Origin of the sequence: Agaribacter flavus, assembly GCF_042646125.1 — a bacterium.
Classification (GTDB): domain Bacteria; phylum Pseudomonadota; class Gammaproteobacteria; order Enterobacterales; family Alteromonadaceae; genus Glaciecola; species Glaciecola flavus.
This window is the reverse complement of the sequence record NZ_JBHRSW010000043.1, coordinates 111,681-131,181: the sequence shown is the minus strand read 5'-3', so window position 1 is coordinate 131,181 and position 19,501 is coordinate 111,681. Positions and strand designations below refer to the sequence as shown.

Below are 19,501 nucleotides of genomic sequence, written 5' to 3'. Positions count from 1 at the left end.
AAGCACTGTTTGCATCTCGTTCAATTAGCCCTGCCTTTTCCAAGTATGCGGCAACTCTGTGACTGCGATTAAAGTTCTGGCTATTCTTAGGCGCTTGAATATGCGGATCAGCCTGCAAGAATCTACCCAAGGTTGGATCGTAGATCCGACCCCCCATATGGATTAATCGGGTACTTGATTTACAATACCGTTTTCAATGAGCCAACAACAATGAATGCCACGACTTAGTTGCCGTAGCCTAATTCATTTTGGATTCAGATTTAGGAAAATCTTTTAGGTTAAAAGTAATGATGCCTTCAGCTTGACCTTGTATAGCGGCTGCTACCACATGCCTATCATCTAGGTCAGGCAAGTCTATTCCATCAATTATTGATTCGTATCCTTCGACAAGACAATCAGGCGCATGCCGGTCCATTGCAGCACGGACTTTAGCCAACTTTTCAACCGTTAAATCAGGTCTATTTTTTAGTAAGTTTCTGATCCATTCATCATGTATTTGATTTGTCCACCTTGCTCTGTATAAACCAGTTTGAGCTAGATAAAGCAAATAACTGCGTACAGGCGCTGGATACAACACACATGCTTCCAGAATGACTGTATATGTCGCCATTTTCTATTCGTATCCCAATCCCAATTCCTGATCGAGTGCAGTTAGTTCGTCCAAGGCAGCAAGACGTTTTGCATCAATGTCCTGCTTGTAATTCATCACATCTACAAACGCTACTTTACGGCGGTTACCCGTTCGACTATGAGGAATATCTCCCGAGTCTAATAATTTGATTAGCGTAGGTCGCGACATATTTAATATATCAGCCGCTTCCTGGGTAGTTAATTCTGCATGTATCGGTGTAATGTTGACGCTATTTCCTTGGCCGAGTTGCGTGAGCACCTCAATCATCAATTTAACCGCGCTAGCAGGCATTTTTACTTGGTGCGTTTCACCATCTTTGCCTACTACATTGAAGTCCTGTATTTCACCGTTAGTTTCTAATACAGCAGAAAGTTCTTGGCTACTTAGCTTGGCCAATGCTACCTCTTCGGCAGTTGGCAAGGACTGTACATTTAACATAGTCATCGTCTCAGTTTTTCAGTTTTTCAAATATGAAGTATTGATTTGTCTTTCAGTTCAAGTATTGAGTCTATTAATTTGGTTAGTTGGTTAACTCAGTAAAGTGAGTTAACCAATCACATTATTTGAAATATTCGAAAGAATGTCAAGTATTCGAAATATTCGAAAAGGCATTCAGCCACGTTTCAAGCTGCGTAAGCAGAGGTAATGCCTTTTCTTGTCGAATTCGGTGGCGTTCGCTTATCTGTTTATCCTTGATGTGCGTTTCAATACAACTTACGGGATGGATCCCATTGACACAACCGACTTTTATTTCAAGCTGTGCACATATTGTTGATCCACGGATAAACCGCTGCAAGAAGTATGACTTACTCGATATTTTATTTCTTACGCTAAGCGCAGTCGTATCGGGCGCAGAAGGTTGGGAAGACATTGAAATATTTGGTAAACACAAATTGGATTGGTTACGTAAATTTCGCCCATTTACATCAGGTATTCCGCGACACGATACCATTGCTCGCGTGCTGCGCAGATTAAAGCCTGAAGAGGTTGAGCAAGCTTTTCATACGTGGATAAATGGGCTTATTGATGTGACTGACTGTGAAATTATTGCTATCGATGGAAAAACAGCCCGACGCTCTTTTGATACTCGCCATCGGCGAAATCCACTCCATTCGGTGAGTGCGTGGTGTTGTGCGCATCAGCTTGTACTCGGTCAAAAAACCACGCGTGAAAAAAGTAATGAGATCACAGCGATACCCGAACTACTAAGTCTATTAGATATAGAGAACTGTATTATCACGCCAAACACAAAACTTTGTCACAATGTTTTGATACACTCAAATTCATGCGGACGTTTTCGATAGTTTTTTTGTATGGTAGATTTAAGTAAGTATGCAGGTATCGTGTTTGATATGGACGGTACCTTGATTGATTCTATGGGCAGTCACCTACAAGCTTGGCAGCAAACCTGTGAATACTATGATATTCCTTTTGACCGTGACTACATGTACAGCTTGGGTGGGGTGCCTACACTTAATATTGCTAAGCGTCTTATTGACAAGCATCAAGTCCAGCACGACCCAGCTGATATCGCCGCGCGCAAGAAATCTCAATGGCAAGGTTTAGCGCATAAGCCTGAAACAATAAAAGCTACAGTCGAAATATTGAAGGCTAACCATGGCATCCTGCCCATGGGGGTCGGCACGGGCTCAGAACGTGCACATGCGATGGACTTATTGGGCAATACCGGCTTGTTGGAATGGTTGGATACGGTTGTGACGGCGACAGATGTCAAACAAGGAAAACCACACCCTGAAACTTTTCTTACTGTTGCTGAAAACATGGGTGTTAAAGCAAGTGAGTGTGTTGCGTTTGAGGATACAGACATCGGGCGCCAAGCGGCGGAAAGGGCAGGCATGGATTGCATAATGGTTGTTGACGGAAAAATTGTAGAGTAAAGCTGAGTGAGCTTGTTGTATACGCTCTCTCTATGCACTTATTGCGAAGCGAATGCTCATTGGAATGACACTTCTACAGTGTAGTCATTGTGGTAGTTTTGTCCTGCTTCTAAGGTTTGTTTTACTTCTATCGCGCCGAAAACCTTGAGATTAAAATTGTTGGCGTCTTCACCAACATTGACTTGCACAGGCACGCCGTCTTCAAGCGGCACCAATCGGCTTCCAAGTATGGCATTCCCTTGTGCTGTCATGCTTGTGTAGCTATTTGTGCTGCCGCTGACTTGGATGTTGAGAAGGGTATTATTTAAAAGGCCTCCAACCGATATATTTCCGGTCGAAGCATCAGCAAAGCTGGCGTCGCAATTTCCACTAATACTGCCATCTGCTGCTAATGCACAGCTGGCACCGACGAAGGTAGCGATTGTACCAAAATTTAGCGCTTGCGTTTCACTAAACTCAGCCTCAGGGTGCGCAGTAACAGATGCTTGAAAGGTCTTTGTAGACGCATTTAATTGCATGGACTGCGTGGCTGCTGCACAGAAAAAAAATGCTGTTAATGTTTTTAGGTAACTCATATTTAAAACAATTAGCTTTGCTAGGGTCTGTTGACCTTTGGTGTACAAGTTTTGTTCAATTATAGTCTATCTGATCGCGGCGCAGACTTGCAGGCCTAATGGGTTAAGTCAAAAGGCTGCAACAAGGAGCAGGTAGACTATAATTGAACCCTTCTGGGCAGGGCTTGTGCTTCATTTCTACTGCTTTATCGCTCCTTGATGTAGAACAACTACACGACAGTCGCTCTGCATTGTATAAATGAAGCACAAACCGCTGCAAAATTGCACACCAAAGGTCAACAGACCCTAGGCAAACCGCCATGGTATTACAACAGCTTTTTTCTACACTGTCACCAATACTACACTTAAGTTTAAATGTTAAATTTATACTTAAGTATAATTTAACCTTGTCATGTTCCTATTAAGCACCTTCGTGTATGGCCTGAATACATTTCTGATTTTTTGCATAACAGCATTTAAACGAAACATAAGGGCTAGCATTTTTTTGCGCAACTGGCAGCATTTTTGCTGAATGCCCAATATATTCATTCTTTTCTGCGCAACAAGCCAAGTATTAACGAGTTTTTGACGCAGATGTACATGGGGCATTTCTGTCAATGCAAATCGGCTGGAAAGACTACTTTCGACGGAAATTTAGGTCAGTGCCTAAAAACACTGCAATTGGTTTAGCATTTACCGCGGAGCAAGTTCTCTGCTGTATTATCCGTCAAGAAGATGACGTAATTGTATGGGAAACAGATTTGAGTTTCTCCCATCACTCTTGGCAAAAGTCGCTCAAAGAAATGGTTAAGCAAAGAGGGCTACAAGGCGCTTGCTGCTACTTTGCACTTACTGCACACTGGTACAAAATGCACACTATTGATAGGCCAGATGTTGCCGATGATGAAGTATTTACGGCAATAAAATGGCCTCTGCATGAGTTATCAGGGCAAGCGACAAATCTGGTATATGACTACGCAGACTTACCGGCAAATGTGGGAGGACAACGCAAGGTATTGGTAGTGGCACTTGCGCGCCAAGAAGTTGAAAAACTCAGTCATGCTATTTACAAAGCAGAACTTAACTTAAGTGCTGTTTCTGTCGAAGAATTCACCGTCACTGCACTTATGCCGATACGAAAAGAAGCCATAATTAGCCTCGTCCAAGAGCATGGTGAAGAGGTGGTACTAAATATAGTAAAAGATGGCAAAATTTACTTTAGCCGCCGACTAAAAGGTTATGAAAATATCGGAACCTTTTCTGAGAGTGAATTGGACATGGGAATTGTTGATTCTCTCTGTGTGCAAATTCAACGCTCGATGGACTATTTTGAAAGTCAACTTCGCCAAGCGCCCGTGCAAGGCATTGTGATTAAACTCGACTCCCAACATGCTGAATATTTGTCGGCAAAAATCTCATCAGCCATGGGGGTGCCGTGCGAACTATTTATACCAGATTTGATTTGTGCAGATGGCCTTAACTTTAAGATGGCTAGCTTTAGTTGTTTAGGCGCCGCATATTCCCACTTTGTCCTCGCTGCGCAACAAAATACAAGCATTAAGCACGCAGCAGATAATAAAGACGAGATAGAGCATGAAGCAGCACATTAACCTTTATCACGATGAATTTAAACCAATATTCAAGTTGTATTCAGTTGGCAATATTGGCGTCTTCTCTCTGTTGTCATGTGTAGTGATAGCCTCACTCTATTTTGGCGTTTTGTCTGTTCAATCTGGATACCAAGATGAACTGAGCAGTATTGAAGAAAAAATTAAAAGCGCTGAGGCAGAAATCATTCAGCTAACGCAAGCACTTGAGGCACATACGATTGATCCAATACTTGATAGAAAACTTGCGGCGGTAAGCACTAAGGTCAATGTGCAAAGTGAGTTGCTAAACAACTTACAAGCATTGTCTACGCAGCGCACAAGTCGTTTTTCTTCGGTTTTCAATGCTTTTTCGCAAACAGCAAGTGATGACTTATGGTTAACCTATTTTTCAGTTCATGGCAGTGACTTAGTGGTAAGGGGGCAATTAGCCGACCCTACTGCACTGCCAAAATGGTTGGTCAAACTGGCAAACACTGAAACTTTTAAACAGCAAGAGTTTGATAAAGCAAGTGTAAAAAGAAGCGAAGACACACTTACTTTTAACTTGTCAAAACGCTTATCTGATCGTGAAGATACTCAAGACTTAGGAGTAGAAAGTGGCAGTAAATGATACTAAGCAGAGTTTGTTTGCACGTGCAGTTGCTCAGTATGAAAATCTTGGGCTGCGAGAGCAGCGCTTAATATTTTTTGCAACGCCGATAATGATAATTTTTTTAGGCAGTATTTGGTTACTTGAGCCGATAATTAAGCACAACCAAAAAATAGAGCAACAAACAGGGTACAAGCGAGATCAACTGACGAGAATAGCGGAAACTCGACAGGCACTTGTTGACCAACTGGCTACAGATCCAGATGAACAGATAAAAGCAAAAATTGTTCGTTTAAATAGTCGCTTAGATGAGCTGAATGAAAAGTTTTCAAGAGAGCTAGATTTACTCGTATCACCTAAAGCCATGCCGCTACTGTTGCGACAACTGTTTTCTGAGGCATCATCACTGCAGTTAAACACAATGAAATCCATTCCCCCTAGGCCTCTGTTTTCTGAGTTGAACGCGCAACAAGCGCTATTTGAGCACGGTATTCAGCTGTCTTTTGAGGGAAGCTATTTTGCGACTCGAGATTTTCTCGAAAATGCCGAAAACCTAGGATGGAAACTTTATTGGAAAAAGCTGGAATATCAAGTAGGTGAGTATCCCAATGCGAATACAGAACTAGAGTTATATACCTTAAGTACGCAGGAGGCTTTCATCGGTGTTAATTAAAACTAAAAGAATAGTGTTACTCGGTATGTGTTGCCTGTTTTCTTTGCATATATCCGCAAAGGTAGAAAAGGATCCCACTAAGCCTCCTTTGCCCTTGCTACCGCAGACAGCACAAGCGAACACGCATTCAAAAGAACTGGTACTCAGTGCGGTGTTTACAAAAGGCCAACACAACTATGCAATTGTAAATGACCGCATTATGAGCCAAGGCGATATTATTGGAGGGCGTGAAATACTCAGTATCAAAGAAAACAGCATTGAACTACAAGACATAACAGCAAATGACGTACCGACAACCCTTAACTTACACGATACGAAGAATATCGTTAAGCGAGCAATAAAATGAGTGGCCGCTTTCGTATATTTTCAGCATCAACAGTGGCGACCACTCTCTGTCTTAGTGCCTGTGTTTCAACAGATGAGAGCCATGTTATCGACGCTTTAGAACAAGATTTGCGTCAAATTGAAGCTCAGCATTCTGCAAGTCAGCCCTTGCAGACTATTCCAGACGCCGTTGCCAATACACTCTTACCAACAGGGCTGCATGTCAGCAATACGCTCATTGAAGAAGAAAAGTACGACATAAATGCGAATGCAGTAGAGGCTGTGAGTTTCTTTTCTGGTTTGGTGGCTGATACGCCATTTTCAGTAGCGCTACATCCAGAAGTGCAAGGTTTGATCACGCTATCGCTTAAACAAGTTAGTTTGACCGATGTGTTTTCTATACTAACGGATCTTTACGGTTACCATATTGAAAAAGTTGGCAGCGTATATCGAGTATTTCCAGCAGGCCTACGTACCGAAACGTTTGCAGTTAATTATTTGATGATGCAAAGAAATGGCCAAACACAAACCAGTATTATTTCAGGTGGTGTTACTCAATCTGGGAACGGCAATGGCGCGCAACAGAATAATCGTTTTCAGCAAAATGGCAACACCAGTCGAGAGAGTTTAGGTGGCAGTGGCAATTTTAGTGGTACAAGTGGTGTCACTAACGGTACGACAATCAGTACGAGTAGTGAACTGAATTTTTGGGAAAACTTGCAAAGTTCACTTAGCACAATGTTAGGTGATGGCGAAGGTAAGTCAGTATTAGTCTCGCCACAAGCCGGCTTGGTGACGGTGAGAGCCTTGCCAGATGAAATCAATACAATCGAACGTTTCTTATCGGTTTCTGAACAAAACCTAACACGTCAGGTGATTATTGAAGCGCGGATACTAGAAGTGGTGTTGAACGATGAATACCAACAAGGCATAAATTGGCAGCAGGTTGCTGGTAATATTGGTAGTACGGATTTGCAATTTTCGTCTGCCGCTACTGCTTTAACAAACGGTATTAGTGCTTCTTTGGGGGGCGTTACGAGTCTTAGCTTTATAAACCAAGATTTTGTTGGCGTACTAGACTTGTTACAAACCCAAGGCAATGTGCAGGTGTTGTCTAGCCCGCGTGTCACCGCCATTAACAATCAAAAAGCCGTGATTAAAGTGGGGGACGACGAATACTTTGTGACAGAAGTATCGAGCCAAAATACCATTACAGCGACGTCCACATCAGTGATTCCAAACATTGAGCTTACGCCATTCTTTTCTGGCATCGCGTTGGATGTAACGCCACAGATAGATAAATCAGGCAGTATTTTGTTGCACATTCATCCTTCGGTGATTGAAACCGAGGAACAAGAAAAAGTGGTGACCTTGAATGAAGAACGCATTGTTTTACCACTTGCACAAAGCACTATCCGTGAATCCGATACCATTATTCGCGCACAGTCTGGTGAAATAGTGGTAATAGGCGGATTGATGCAGTCTATTACTAGTCAAGAAGAAACCAAGACGCCGCTGCTGGGTGATATCCCCGTTTTAGGTAACTTGTTTAAAAACAAGCGTGAAAAGGAAGTCAAAAAAGAACTGGTGATTTTGCTGAAACCCACAGTCGTTGAAAATGGTACGTGGAAACGCGAATTAGAACGCAGTCGAACACAGATGAAAAATTGGCTTTATGTGGAGTAATGTATGTATTTGTATCATTTTGGTATTAATCAGCTTCCTTTTACACTTACGCCTAATACCTCATTTTTCTTCGGTCTTCCAAGTCACAATGAAGCTATTGACGTATTAAAAACAGCTTTGTTTTCGGGTGAAGGTTTCATTAAAGTCACGGGTGAAGTAGGGACGGGGAAAACCCTTATTTGTCGCAAGCTAATGAATGAGTTGGGCGACGGGTATGTGACTGCTTACATACCGAATCCTTTTTTGTCACCCTCTGAATTACGCAAGTCAGTGGCAACAGAGCTTGAGGTCGACCTGTCGGCGGATAGTGATCAACAGGAGTTTACGCAAAAAATTCAACAAAAGCTGGTTGAAATAAGAAAAAACAAACAGTCCGCAGTCCTGATTATTGACGAAGCGCAAGCCTTGCCTGAGCAAAGTATTGAAGCATTGAGACTGATGACTAATCTGGAAACAGAATCTAGTAAATTGTTGCAAGTGGTGCTTTTTGGGCAGCCAGAGTTAAACGAAAAAATAGCAAAACCGGTGCTTCGTCAATTGCGGCAACGTATCACCTTTTCTTACCATTTATCGCAAATGGACGCTGATCAAGTTTATCAATATGTGCGACATCGCATGCGCGTTGCTGGTAACACAAGTGAACAGCTTTTTAGTAAAGAAGTATGCCAGCGATTGTTCAAGTTGACTTCAGGTACGCCGCGACTAGTCAATGTTGTGTGCCACAAAGCACTGATGCTAGCCTATGGAGAAGGAAAAAGGGCGATCTCCCAAGAACACATCAAACTGGCTGCGAAAGACACGGAAGCTGTAAAATCTTCATCAATTAACAACTGGTTTTCTTGGGTATTTCCCAGCGCAGCTTTTGCATTTTTGTTCGCACTCTTGCTATTGGTATACCAACCTTTTGACTCGTACCTTGCTGCCGTAAGCCTAGTCGCGGAGTGGCGTCAATGAGCGTAGTAAACAAAATGCTGCGCGATCTAGAGGGGCGCGAGCGCTCTGAAGCGGCATCAACAGCTTATATTCCACCAAAATTGCAAGGCACGAGGCTTTTGGTGTTGGTAATCGTGTCGATGGTGACGATTGCAGTGCTAGCAAGTACCCTAACTTTGATGTGGCAAGGCGAGCAAGAGCAATCACTTCAAGTGCCCAAAACAATAATTAAAACTAAACCGGTTTCTCAGCCCGAAGATTTATTTGCGTCCGCAAGCCCTCCAATTGTTGGTGAGTCGTCTTTTGAGAGAGACACGACAGAAAAGAACAGCCCAGCAAAGTTAGCAGAGAGCAAAGAGAAAAGTACTACCCATCAAGCTAGCACTGATGAGGTGCATGCAGTGCGACAAGGTGAGCAAAACGAGTTTGTCTCAAGCAGTACCAAGGAAGTGACTCATCACCATGTCGATTTAGCGGAGAAAACCCAAGATGAAGGGCTTGATGCAGCCAATACACAACCGGCGCCTCCAAAAAAAGACAGCTATTTTGAAAAAGTAAGCAGCAATGGCGTAAATCACCAAGTAGCAGAATTGCGTTCAACGGCACGCTTTGCTGTGGCTAGGGGAGATACCAAGAAAGCAGTGACAACCTTGTACAAAGTGCTGAGTATCGATAGCTCATTAGTAAAAGTCAGGAAGCAACTCGCCAGTCTGCTGTATATGCAACAACGAGAAGATGAAGCTTTTCAGCTATTGTTTGAAGGTTTAGAAGACGTTCCTGAGGACAGTAGTATGCGCCTGATGCTAGCTAGGATTGCATATAAACAAGGCGATCAAAAATTGACAATGGAGATACTAAAAGGCCAACCAAAAACAAGTATGGCGGTGTCTGAATTTGTCGGTTTTAGAGCTGCGTTGGCAGAAAGACATGGCGAGTATTCCCTTGCCTTTGAAGACTACCAGACTTTGGTCTTGCGTGAGCCGCAAAATGCTAAGTGGTGGTTAGGTTTAGCGGTTAGCCAAGACAAGTTAGCGTTACCTGAACAAGCGCTCAGCTCGTATCGCCAAGTACGACAAATGAATCAATTGCCGGATCAGGTACACGATTTCGTTGAACAACGTTTGCAAGCCTTAACAAGAGAGTCCTAATGAACCAACGTGTTAAACTTAGACTAGGCGACTTGCTTATTCAAAATGGCTTAATAAATGAAGAACAGTTACAACAGGCTTTATCTGAGCAGCGTCAGTCAGGAAGAAAATTAGGCGCTACGTTGATTTCTATGCAGCTTGTGACTGAAACGCAGCTCTTAAGCTTATTGTCACAGCACTTAAATGTCCCGTTAATTGATTTAGACAATCAGCGGGTGGACAATAATGCTGTGCGTTTGTTACCTGAAATTCAGGCGCGTCGATACCGAGCGATTGTCATCGAAGACAAAGGTAATACATTATTGGTGGGGATGAGTGATCCTGCTGACATCAATGCGCTAGACGAGCTATCCGCAAAGCTACCCAAACCAATAGAAGTTGTAGTGGTCAGTGAAACCCAGCTATTTGCCGCATATGAAAATTATTATCGTAAAACTGAAGAAATCGCCTCATTTGCTCAAGAGTTAGCCGACGAATATGAAGATGATGTCGAATTTCAGCTAGATGCTGGTATTGGTGACGAACAAGATAATGTTGTCGCCAAGTTGCTGCAGTCTATTTTTGAAGATGCTGTGTTAGCCAAAGCCTCTGACATTCACATTGAACCTGATGAAAATCAATTGCGGATAAGGCAGCGAGTGGATGGCGTTTTACAAGAGAATATCATTCCTGAAGGAAATATAGCTTCGGCTTTGATACTCCGATTAAAACTCATGTGTAATATGGATATTTCTGAGCGACGCTTACCCCAAGATGGACGCACACGTATTGTCGTAAAGCACCACCCAATCGATGTGCGTGTGTCGACGATGCCCGTGCATGGTGGAGAGTCAGTAGTGATGCGATTGCTCGATCAATCGCAAGGTGTACTTTCCCTTGAGCAAACCGGCATGCCGGCAGAGATGATCACGCGTTTTAGGGCGCTTCTGCATCGCCCACATGGCATGATTTTGGTGACTGGACCGACAGGTTCGGGCAAAACAACAACGCTCTATGGTTCGCTAACCGAGTTGAACAAGCCCGAAAATAAGATCATCACGGTTGAAGATCCCGTGGAATATCGGCTAACACGTATCAATCAAGTGCAAGTAAACCCTAAAATTGACCTGACGTTTGCCAGTGTCTTACGGACTAGTTTACGTCAAGACCCAGACATACTGATGGTGGGTGAGATGCGTGACCAAGAAACGGTTCAAATAGGCTTAAGAGGCGCGTTAACTGGGCATCTAGTTTTATCAACGCTGCATACCAATGACGCCATAAGCAGTGCTATTCGCTTAATTGACATGGGCGCTCCCAGTTATTTGGTGGCAAGTTCGTTAAAAGGCGTGGTGGCGCAACGATTGGTTCGAAAAATCTGCGATGCATGTATTCAAGATACGCAAGCAAGTAATGAGCACAAGATTTGGTTACATCAGATTGAACCTGAGCTGAGTCACTATTCATTTAAAAAAGGCAGGGGGTGTCAGCGCTGTAACTTTACCGGTTATCGCGGACGTATAGGGGTGTTCGAACTCTTAGAATTTACTGAGCCATTAATGGACGCATTGAAAGGTGATGATACGGCGAGGTTTACGGCCATCGCTAAGAGTGCAAAAGGCTTTAAACCATTGGCTCATGCCGCTTTTGCCTACGCCAAAGCAGGTTTGACGACGCTGGATGAAGTGCTTAAATTGGTAGAAATGGTATCTGATGGGAAAGCGCACGCACCAACAGAAGACAATCATCTAGCTGCTAGCAATGACAAAGCTGAATCGAGCAGTGATTGGCGGCTTGAGGACTTAGACTAGTGCCGGCATTTCACTATCAGGGGCGAAACACCCAAGGGGATTTGGTTACTGGCGTGGTGGATGCACTTGATGAGACAAATGTAGCTAAATCATTGTTAAATCAAAATATTGTTCCAGTGAAAATTACGCCCGACAGCGCCGAAAAAGCAAGTGAATCGAACAAACATGATACGCAAATAACTGTTTTCACACCAAAGGTTAAGCTCGAAGATCTTATTATTTTTTGTCGACAGATGTACTCTCTGACCAAGTCAGGCATTCCTATTGTGCGCTCCGTGTCTAGCTTAGCAATGACTAAGTCTATTCGACTCACCGTTGCCTTGAAAGATGTCGTAGGGCAATTGGAAAAAGGTAGAAACCTGTCCTCTGCACTGGCTGCTCATCCTGATATTTTTGGACAGCTGTTCGTGAGCATTGTTCACGTTGGCGAAAATACCGGTCAGTTGGATCAGGCGTTTTTGCAACTTGCCCTGTATCTGGAGAGAGAACAAGAAACACGCAAACAGATTAAATCAGCTACACGTTACCCCGTTTTTGTCGTTATCGCCTTAGTTGCTGCTTTTGTCATCATGAACATATTTGTTATTCCTGTTTTTGCAGATATGTTTAGCAAGTTTGACAGTGAGTTACCGCTAATGACGAGGGGCTTACTGGCGACATCAGAATTTATGTTAACCAAGTGGTACATACTGGTCGGCGCGCTATTAATACTCGTTATTGCCGCTCGAAAATACGTTGATACCGAAATAGGTCAGATCAAATGGGATCGATTCAAACTCAGCGCGCCCATTGTTGGCGATATCATTGAGCGTTCACTTTTGGGACGATTTGCCAGAAGCTTTTCTATGATGTTAAACGCCGGCGTGCCCTTAACAAGCGTTTTGTCGTTGGCGGCTGAGTCTATGGGTAATGCTTACATGTCTTCGCGTATTATTGAGATGCGACGCAAAATTGAAAAAGGAGAAAGCTTGAGTCGCGTGGCGAAGTCAAGTGAGTTATTTACGCCGTTGGTTTTACAGATGATAGCGGTCGGCGAAGAAACAGGACGCTTGGATGAGCTCTTGGAAGAAGTGGCTGATTTTTATGAACGCGAGGTCGAATACGACATTAAAACACTGACTTCAAAAATCGAACCTATTTTAATTTCGGTTGTGGCAGTGATGGTACTAATACTAGCTTTGGGAATTTTTACACCCATGTGGGACATGATGGGTGCGATACGATAGAGCGAGAACGTCGCGTGTGTCCTTGCGTTTGTGGCGGTATGTGTTTGTATTGCTTGTCATTGCTTTGTTAGTTGTGACGGCCATCCGATACATTCTGTTGGACAATCCTTCTTTAGACAAGTCAGTTGCCAATAGTGCGGTATTTAGACTCAACAAAGAACTGTCCCAACTGCGCTGGCAATGGCAGCATCAAGGCCGGCCAAAGCACATGAGCTATAAAAACGCTGACGCAAACTCGATCACTCTTCATATGACGGCAACTGGGTTACCAAATGCCTTTAATGATGGTGTCAATGTCCAAGTGTGTGCAGAGTTCTTATCTATTTTTATCGATACCGAGGCACTAAGTAAAATGGGTAAAGTGTCGACAACCTATTTAAGTAACTTGCCAAGTGAAAGTGGTCAGAAAGCAGTTGGTAAACTTTGTGTGTTTGAACTAGGCACACGACAGATTGCATATGACGAACAGCGTGCAAAATTTTTTGAACTTAAGTGAGTGCAGTGATGCGGATTAAAAAACTAAGCGGTAGAGCAGCTCTTGCCATGCAAAGTGGCTTTACATTAATAGAGCTAGTAATTGTGGTTGTAATACTAGGTTTGTTGGCGGCAACGGCTATTCCTCCTTTCTTAGATGTTACCGAAGACGCCGAAGACGCAACGGTAGAAGGTGTGTCGGGTGGCTTTGCCACTGGTGTCGGTCTAGTGAGAGCGCAATGGGAGCTTGATGCTCGACCTGAATCTAATCAAGCGGCCAATCAAACGTTCGTAAACATTGATGGTGTCGCCATCGGCGTGGACAAAGATACCGGCTACCCCACAGGGCAATTGAATAGTGATGGTAGTACAGAAGATGATGCCATTTCTGCTGATGACTGCCGCAGTATTTTTACGCTAGTAATGCAAAGTTCTCCTACGATTACATCCCTATGGCAACCAGATGTCGCTGAAGAGTTTTCTTATTTTACCAATGTACAGTCAGGCGCCGGCATTGGGGGAAATGATATATGTCGATATTATTTACTACAAACGGTAAAGAATTTGCAGTCAGAACCGTTAACTAATAGCAACGGTAACGGTTTTGTTTACGACCCAAGAATTGGGCAAGTGACGGTTTTTAGTAACAACTAGTTCGACGTATTGAACAGTTTTTTCGAGGAAATAAAGATGAGACAGCAACGCGGGTTTACATTAATTGAACTCATTATCGTAATTGTTATTTTAGGGATCTTAGCGGTAACGGCTGCTCCCCGGTTTATTGATGTGCAATCTGATGCTAGACGCAGTGCACTTGAAGGCGTGGCCGCGGCCATACAAGGTGGATCGCAACTCGTATATGCCAGAGCTGCAATCAATGGCGTACAAGGACTGGACGATACTGACGCAAATAGCCAGGTATCGATAAACAATGGCGCGGTTCAAACCCAATTTGGTTATCCAGCGGCAGATGAAGTAACTTTGACTATGTTGCAGTTATTTGTTGATATCAGCGATGCAGATTTTGACCTGTCCAATGATACTGACGATGGAACGTTTTTTATCGTGTTTAACGGTGAGACCCTATCCACTAATGCAGGTTCTAGATGTTATGTATCGTATGCAGATGCCACATCCTCAACTACTCCTACAGTCACTGTGCAATTTGACGGTTGCTAACAAGAACCATGCGTTTTTAGGATACCTAAGGTGAATGTTAAAGGCATCTCTGAGCACTAAAAAACTCGCCCAAGCTCAATCAGGTTTTACTCTGGTTGAGCTAGTTACGGTAGTACTCATTCTGTCCATCTTATCTGTCTATGTGGTGCCGCGATTCTTGTCTACGGAAGGTTTTGCAGAGCGCTCGACCCAGCAACGCTTATTAGCGGCACTTCGCGCCTTGCAGACTAAAGCAATGCACGATACCTCATCTAGTTTTTGCTATCGGATGATTTTTAATACCTCAAGCTCACCTGCTTATGGGCCAAGTGTTGGGCGCTATGTTAGTGGAACCGAAAGCGCGTCATGCGGTGGGATGATAGCGACTGATGCGCCTGAAAATCTTGCCCTCACGCAGGATGAGTTTAGTCGCTTGTCGCTTAGTTTAGCGGCTAGTGATAGCGGTGTCGGTGTAAACTATATTCAGTTTGATGCCCTCGGGCGACCAACTACTTCCGCTGGCACTTGCAACTCATTCTGTCAAATATCATTGCTTGGACAAACAAATACGACGGTATGTATCGGCTCCGAGGGCTATATACATGTTTGCTAAGTTTCATCGTAAAAATCAAAGTGAAGTTGGATTTACACTTGTCGAAATCGTGGTGGGCATGGCGTTATTGTCGATTGCGCTAGTGTCCTTAACCAATGTATTCCTGCCGCTTGCTAAACGCGGCATCGATCCTATTTGGCAGTCTCGAGCGACCATGTTGGGGCAGTCATTGCTTAACGAAATTGATGCAAAAGCTTTCGATGAACAATCAGACATGGCGGGCGGTACTGAGCGATGCAACGAGCAGGTGGCCTGCACACAAAGCGCTGCGCTAGGGCCCGAAGAGAGCCTTCGGTCAGAATATGATGATGTCGATGATTTTCATGGATTACAGCTAAGTGGATCCGATATTGTGGGATTACTCGGCGGTGGCTTAGTCTTTCAGAATAAAGATATCTATGCTGGATTTTCTGCTTCGGTTAGGGTGTTTTACGATTCGAACCTAGACGGTATAAATGATGATGATCTTGACCAAAATGGTGTGCTTGACTCTGGGATATTGATTGCAAACCGTAAGTTAATCACTGTAGAACTTGTTACGCCTGACAATGAACGTATAGTTTTTGCGAGTGTTAAGGATAATTTCTGATGCATTCAAGGCAAGTTTCGCAGAAAACAACAAAAGGCTTTACCTTAGTCGAATTGATATTGGTGATTGTACTTTTGGGTATTGTGGGCGTGGGCACAGCTAAGTTTATAAGGAGTGCCTCAGACATATATGTGGATCTTACCGAGCGAGACAAGTTGTTGCGCAATGCCACTTTTGTTACTGAGAGGTTTACAAGAGAACTGTCAAACGCAGTACCAAACTCTATTCGTATAGGCGGCAACGCGGCTGTGCATTGTATCGAGTTTGTGCCGGTAAATTGGAGTAGTTTTTATTTGTCATTACCAGCAGTTGGAGACACGAGTCCAGTGATGGATATTGTCAAAATGACAGACATCGATGGTAATGCATATGGCCTAGCGAGTAGTGACCATGCAATTGTGTATCCTCTGAGTGCTTCACACGTATATGACCAATCGCAAAATCGGCGACAATCGATTTCATCTTGCAGTGATGATGGTGACGGTGATTGTACGACAGATGATGACAGTGATGGCATCGTGCAGTTGTCAGTAGATGATGGTTTTGCGCTAAGTTCTCCTACTCGACGTATTTACATTGCCAATGCCAGTATCAGTTATTGTCTGCGAAACGGGTCGGTATATCGCCATGAAACCAGTTTATTAGCCAATCAACAAGTTTATACTTCTGGAGGTGAGCTAATGGCGGAAGGCTTAGGTAATGCATTATCTGCCAATCCTTCATCATCGACGATAATCAGTGACCCTTTTCAAACTGTAGGCGCAACACTGGCGCGAAACGGCTATGTGCGTATCAACTTCTTGTTCACACGTGGCACTGAACAAATCAGTATTGTTAAAGAGGTGCATGTCCCAAATGTGCCCTGATTTTCAACATAAAGTGCTGCAGACCAGACTATTCTTAAGCTCCCCGAACAAACAAGCAGGGAGCATGACGGTTATCGCTTTGTTCATCATGCTTGTATTGACTTTGCTTGTGTTTACGATGATATCAGTATTGACTAGCTCTTCTGCGACTGCTGTTCAAGAAGTGTATGGTTTGAGAGCAAGGCAAGCAGCTAAAGTCGGGCTGCAGGCACTTACCAGCCAGAGTTTTCCAATTGGTTCGAGCACACAATCATGTAATACCAGTATCAGTAGCCCAGTTAGCTTTGCACAAATCAATGGATTTAGGGGTTGCAGTTATCAGGCCAGATGCACAAGTGAAACGATCGTATTTGGCGGGCTAAGCTATGATTATTTTAAATACTCCAGTGTAGGACGATGTGACCTAGCAGATAGTGTCATTAGCCGAACCCTGTCTGTTGACGCCATACAGGAGCGTAATTAATGCATATGCGAGCACTCAGCTTCTTGTTTTTGTGGCTTACTTTCACATTACCTAAAGTAGATGCGGCCAATTGTTCTACTGTTTTCCCTGATGCGGCGAGTTCGTCTTCCAGTGCTGGAGGGATCTCGTTCAACCAGTTTGCAAGACTGATTGGTACTGATGGTGTGATAGATATTCCTATTATTCGGGATGATACAAGCAATAGTTGTGATACGACCTCTTGCATGTACTCGGGCAATCCCGCTCGCTCACTAAATTTACCGGGGTTTAATTTTTCTAATAGCTCTCAGGATATTACGGTGAGCCTAAACAGCAGTGGAACGACTCCCCAAGGTAGCTACGACAATATTTTTATCGAACAAAACTCGACTTTTCACATTACTGGCAACAGCACCGTCACGCGTATTGATGAGATACACATTGACGACAACAGCACCTTAACTCTCGATAACGGCGTATATTGGTTTAATTTACTGGATATGGATAGTAACGCTAAACTTGTGATACCTACTGGTCAAAAAGTGACGCTTTATCTCAATACCAGTAATTTTGAGCAAAACCTTCGATTTAACTGGGACGGCACGCCAGATCAACTTGTATTAATTAGTTATAGCGATTTTTCTCCTTCTACCAATACGTTTATGCGTGGTTATCTGTATTCAGCACAAGATGTCATTTGGGATAATTTTGGCAAGCTTGTTGGTGCAGTGAATGCCACGAATATTGCCATAGGCGATGTTGGCGAATTCACCTTAGACGCCAGCAGTATTGAAACGGCTATGTTCGATAACACCTGTACGCAAGATAACGAACTCCCTACGCCTATTTTGTATTATTCTATGGATATGTGCAGCATACCTTCTGCTATTCCTGATCAAGTTGGTACTAACAATGGCAGTGTGGCTGGACTTTAACGGTCAATCATCAATCCAACTATTGTCAAGCGGCAAATTTTAATGGTCAAACTGGCTTCATCGATATTCCAGATAGTGGCTTGTTTGATTTACCCTGCGGAACGATTGCGTTCTGGTTGTATGCTTATGATTTTACTCATTCTGGCTCACCCTCAGCCGGATATATGACCCTGTTGTCAAGAGATGCCAATGGCACCTCTTCAAACGGCCACTTAAGTTTGTGGCTGGACGACAACGGAGGTCTAAGAGTACGTCAACAGAATAGCAGCCAAAGCCAAACCTTAAACACTGGCAGTATTTTACAGGAAAACCGTTGGCACCATGTCGCTTATAGTTGGGGTAGCGAGGGAATGAAAATTTTTGTAGATGGGAATCTAGTGCAATCCTTCGCTAGTTTTACAGATGGCCTGTCTAGTGTAGGTTTGTCTATGGCAATCGGTGCAAATGCTTGGCAGTTTGATCCGCTTTCCTCCAGTAGCCGCGCGTCCCAACTACGTGATTTCTTTCATGGTGCAATTGACGAGTTCTACATATATGACTTTGCTCTCAGCGATACACAAATTGGTTTACTGCGTATACTTGAGAGTCAGGCATGCGTTGATTGCAGTCAAGACCCAGTGCTTATTTCTCATTGGAGTGCTGATGTCTGCGCTTTTTCCAGTAATACGCTTATAGATGTGCAATCTTCGCACAATGGCGTTATACGGCAAGGTGTCTCTATCAATCCGGCGAGCCGTTTTTGTCAAGGTTTGGCATTTACTGGTAATGCATCATACGCAACTGTCGCGCACCACGACGATATGCTGTTATCTGATGGTGCGATTTCTTTATGGTTTAAGTTACCTGATCTGCAGCATAGTGCAAACGGGCATGCGGGTGGCAATGGACTGCTTTCCAAAGATAGTCTTGGTTTCGCAGATGGCGGGCACCTCACTATAAACGTATTGTCGACAGGGCAAATAAGAGTAAGGCATCAAAGTCAGTCGGTATCCGAGGAATATTTGAGCGCCAACTTAGTGCGAGAAGATCGATGGTACCATCTAGTATACAGTTTTGGCGCGATGGGCTCGCAACTGTTTCTTAACGGTCAACTCGTGCTGTCCGATGACTCTCATAGAAACGGCTTGCAGAACAATTTAGATGATTGGGTCTTTGGCGCGACCTCTCAACAACGAACAAGAGGCCTGTTTGACGATAGTCAATACAACGATTTTATGCTCGGGGAATTAGATGATATTCGCTTGTATCAACATCAACCGTCTAATCAGGATGTCAGTGACTGGTATGAGGCAGACTTGGGTGCTTGTACTGACTGTGACTCGTTGTTGGCGCACTATTCTTTTGATGAAAATGAAGTATCAA

At 43.7% G+C, this 19,501-nt stretch carries 21 protein-coding genes and 2 pseudogenes; 20 read left to right on the top strand and 3 right to left on the bottom strand.

Features of this window, described 5'->3' with window-relative positions:
• Positions 1-238: 238 nt before the first annotated feature.
• Both ACFOHL_RS15620 and ACFOHL_RS15615 read right to left on the bottom strand, forming a co-directional pair.
• On the bottom strand, positions 239-610 hold the full coding sequence (locus ACFOHL_RS15620) for a hypothetical protein (RefSeq protein WP_376921172.1): 372 nt from the start codon (positions 608-610) through the stop codon (positions 239-241).
• 3 nt (positions 611-613) lie between these two features.
• Positions 614-1,069: a helix-turn-helix domain-containing protein gene (locus ACFOHL_RS15615; protein ID WP_376921171.1), complete on the bottom strand. Its 456-nt coding sequence runs from the start codon at positions 1,067-1,069 to the stop codon at positions 614-616.
• A 257-nt stretch (positions 1,070-1,326) separates the two neighbouring features.
• On the opposite strand from ACFOHL_RS15615, the pseudogene ACFOHL_RS15610 reads away from it, so the two are divergent.
• Positions 1,327-1,890, top strand: a pseudogene (locus ACFOHL_RS15610) (ISAs1 family transposase); the annotation flags it as partial.
• A 54-nt stretch (positions 1,891-1,944) separates the two neighbouring features.
• On the top strand, positions 1,945-2,529 hold the full coding sequence (locus ACFOHL_RS15605; protein WP_376921170.1) for a beta-phosphoglucomutase family hydrolase: 585 nt from the start codon (positions 1,945-1,947) through the stop codon (positions 2,527-2,529).
• A 56-nt stretch (positions 2,530-2,585) separates the two neighbouring features.
• On the opposite strand, the gene ACFOHL_RS15600 is transcribed toward ACFOHL_RS15605, so the two are convergent.
• Positions 2,586-3,104: a hypothetical protein gene (locus ACFOHL_RS15600; RefSeq protein ID WP_376921169.1), complete on the bottom strand. Its 519-nt coding sequence runs from the start codon at positions 3,102-3,104 to the stop codon at positions 2,586-2,588.
• Between the two features lie 641 nt (positions 3,105-3,745).
• On the opposite strand from ACFOHL_RS15600, the gene ACFOHL_RS15595 reads away from it, so the two are divergent.
• From ACFOHL_RS15595 to ACFOHL_RS15510, 18 genes and pseudogenes are all read left to right on the top strand, one after another.
• Positions 3,746-4,693 carry a biogenesis protein MshI gene (locus tag ACFOHL_RS15595; RefSeq protein ID WP_376921168.1) on the top strand — a complete coding sequence of 316 codons (948 nt, stop codon included), beginning with the start codon at positions 3,746-3,748 and terminating at the stop codon, positions 4,691-4,693.
• Positions 4,677-5,303 carry a PilN domain-containing protein gene (locus ACFOHL_RS15590; RefSeq protein ID WP_376921167.1) on the top strand — a complete coding sequence of 209 codons (627 nt, stop codon included), beginning with the start codon at positions 4,677-4,679 and terminating at the stop codon, positions 5,301-5,303. The genes ACFOHL_RS15595 and ACFOHL_RS15590 overlap by 17 nt, the downstream gene beginning before the upstream one ends.
• A complete protein-coding gene (locus ACFOHL_RS15585; RefSeq protein ID WP_376921166.1) occupies positions 5,290-5,955 on the top strand; it encodes a hypothetical protein in 666 nt (221 codons plus the stop codon). Before ACFOHL_RS15590 ends, ACFOHL_RS15585 begins: the two co-directional genes overlap by 14 nt.
• Positions 5,945-6,301: a hypothetical protein gene (locus ACFOHL_RS15580; protein WP_376921165.1), complete on the top strand. Its 357-nt coding sequence runs from the start codon at positions 5,945-5,947 to the stop codon at positions 6,299-6,301. The genes ACFOHL_RS15585 and ACFOHL_RS15580 overlap by 11 nt, the downstream gene beginning before the upstream one ends.
• Entirely contained in the window at positions 6,298-7,965 is a 1,668-nt protein-coding gene (mshL, locus tag ACFOHL_RS15575) for a pilus (MSHA type) biogenesis protein MshL (RefSeq protein ID WP_376921164.1), read from the top strand. The genes ACFOHL_RS15580 and mshL overlap by 4 nt, the downstream gene beginning before the upstream one ends.
• Before the next feature lie 3 nt (positions 7,966-7,968).
• On the top strand, positions 7,969-8,919 hold the full coding sequence (locus tag ACFOHL_RS15570; protein ID WP_376921163.1) for an ExeA family protein: 951 nt from the start codon (positions 7,969-7,971) through the stop codon (positions 8,917-8,919).
• Positions 8,916-10,046, top strand: a complete 1,131-nt coding sequence (locus tag ACFOHL_RS15565; RefSeq protein ID WP_376921162.1) for a tetratricopeptide repeat protein — start codon at positions 8,916-8,918, stop codon at positions 10,044-10,046. The genes ACFOHL_RS15570 and ACFOHL_RS15565 overlap by 4 nt, the downstream gene beginning before the upstream one ends.
• Complete coding sequence (locus ACFOHL_RS15560) at positions 10,046-11,836, top strand: GspE/PulE family protein (protein WP_376921161.1); 1,791 nt, start codon at positions 10,046-10,048, stop codon at positions 11,834-11,836. Before ACFOHL_RS15565 ends, ACFOHL_RS15560 begins: the two co-directional genes overlap by 1 nt.
• A complete protein-coding gene (locus ACFOHL_RS15555; protein WP_376921160.1) occupies positions 11,836-13,062 on the top strand; it encodes a type II secretion system F family protein in 1,227 nt (408 codons plus the stop codon). The genes ACFOHL_RS15560 and ACFOHL_RS15555 overlap by 1 nt, the downstream gene beginning before the upstream one ends.
• Complete coding sequence (locus ACFOHL_RS15550; protein ID WP_376921159.1) at positions 13,049-13,558, top strand: hypothetical protein; 510 nt, start codon at positions 13,049-13,051, stop codon at positions 13,556-13,558. Before ACFOHL_RS15555 ends, ACFOHL_RS15550 begins: the two co-directional genes overlap by 14 nt.
• 8 nt (positions 13,559-13,566) lie before the next feature.
• Positions 13,567-14,190: a type II secretion system protein gene (locus ACFOHL_RS15545; protein WP_376921158.1), complete on the top strand. Its 624-nt coding sequence runs from the start codon at positions 13,567-13,569 to the stop codon at positions 14,188-14,190.
• A gap of 36 nt (positions 14,191-14,226) precedes the next feature.
• Positions 14,227-14,715 carry a prepilin-type N-terminal cleavage/methylation domain-containing protein gene (locus ACFOHL_RS15540; protein ID WP_376921157.1) on the top strand — a complete coding sequence of 163 codons (489 nt, stop codon included), beginning with the start codon at positions 14,227-14,229 and terminating at the stop codon, positions 14,713-14,715.
• 34 nt (positions 14,716-14,749) lie between these two features.
• Positions 14,750-15,307, top strand: coding sequence for a pilus assembly FimT family protein (locus ACFOHL_RS15535; protein ID WP_376921156.1), 558 nt, complete (start codon positions 14,750-14,752; stop codon positions 15,305-15,307).
• Positions 15,297-15,896: a type IV pilus modification PilV family protein gene (locus tag ACFOHL_RS15530; protein ID WP_376921155.1), complete on the top strand. Its 600-nt coding sequence runs from the start codon at positions 15,297-15,299 to the stop codon at positions 15,894-15,896. Before ACFOHL_RS15535 ends, ACFOHL_RS15530 begins: the two co-directional genes overlap by 11 nt.
• Positions 15,896-16,762: a PulJ/GspJ family protein gene (locus ACFOHL_RS15525; RefSeq protein WP_376921154.1), complete on the top strand. Its 867-nt coding sequence runs from the start codon at positions 15,896-15,898 to the stop codon at positions 16,760-16,762. Before ACFOHL_RS15530 ends, ACFOHL_RS15525 begins: the two co-directional genes overlap by 1 nt.
• Positions 16,743-17,225, top strand: coding sequence for a type II secretory pathway component (locus tag ACFOHL_RS15520; RefSeq protein WP_376921153.1), 483 nt, complete (start codon positions 16,743-16,745; stop codon positions 17,223-17,225). The genes ACFOHL_RS15525 and ACFOHL_RS15520 overlap by 20 nt, the downstream gene beginning before the upstream one ends.
• Positions 17,225-18,139, top strand: a complete 915-nt coding sequence (locus tag ACFOHL_RS15515) for a hypothetical protein (protein ID WP_376921152.1) — start codon at positions 17,225-17,227, stop codon at positions 18,137-18,139. Before ACFOHL_RS15520 ends, ACFOHL_RS15515 begins: the two co-directional genes overlap by 1 nt.
• 56 nt (positions 18,140-18,195) lie before the next feature.
• Positions 18,196-19,401 (top strand): annotated as a pseudogene (locus ACFOHL_RS15510) (LamG-like jellyroll fold domain-containing protein); the annotation flags it as partial.
• Positions 19,402-19,501: the final 100 nt, after the last annotated feature.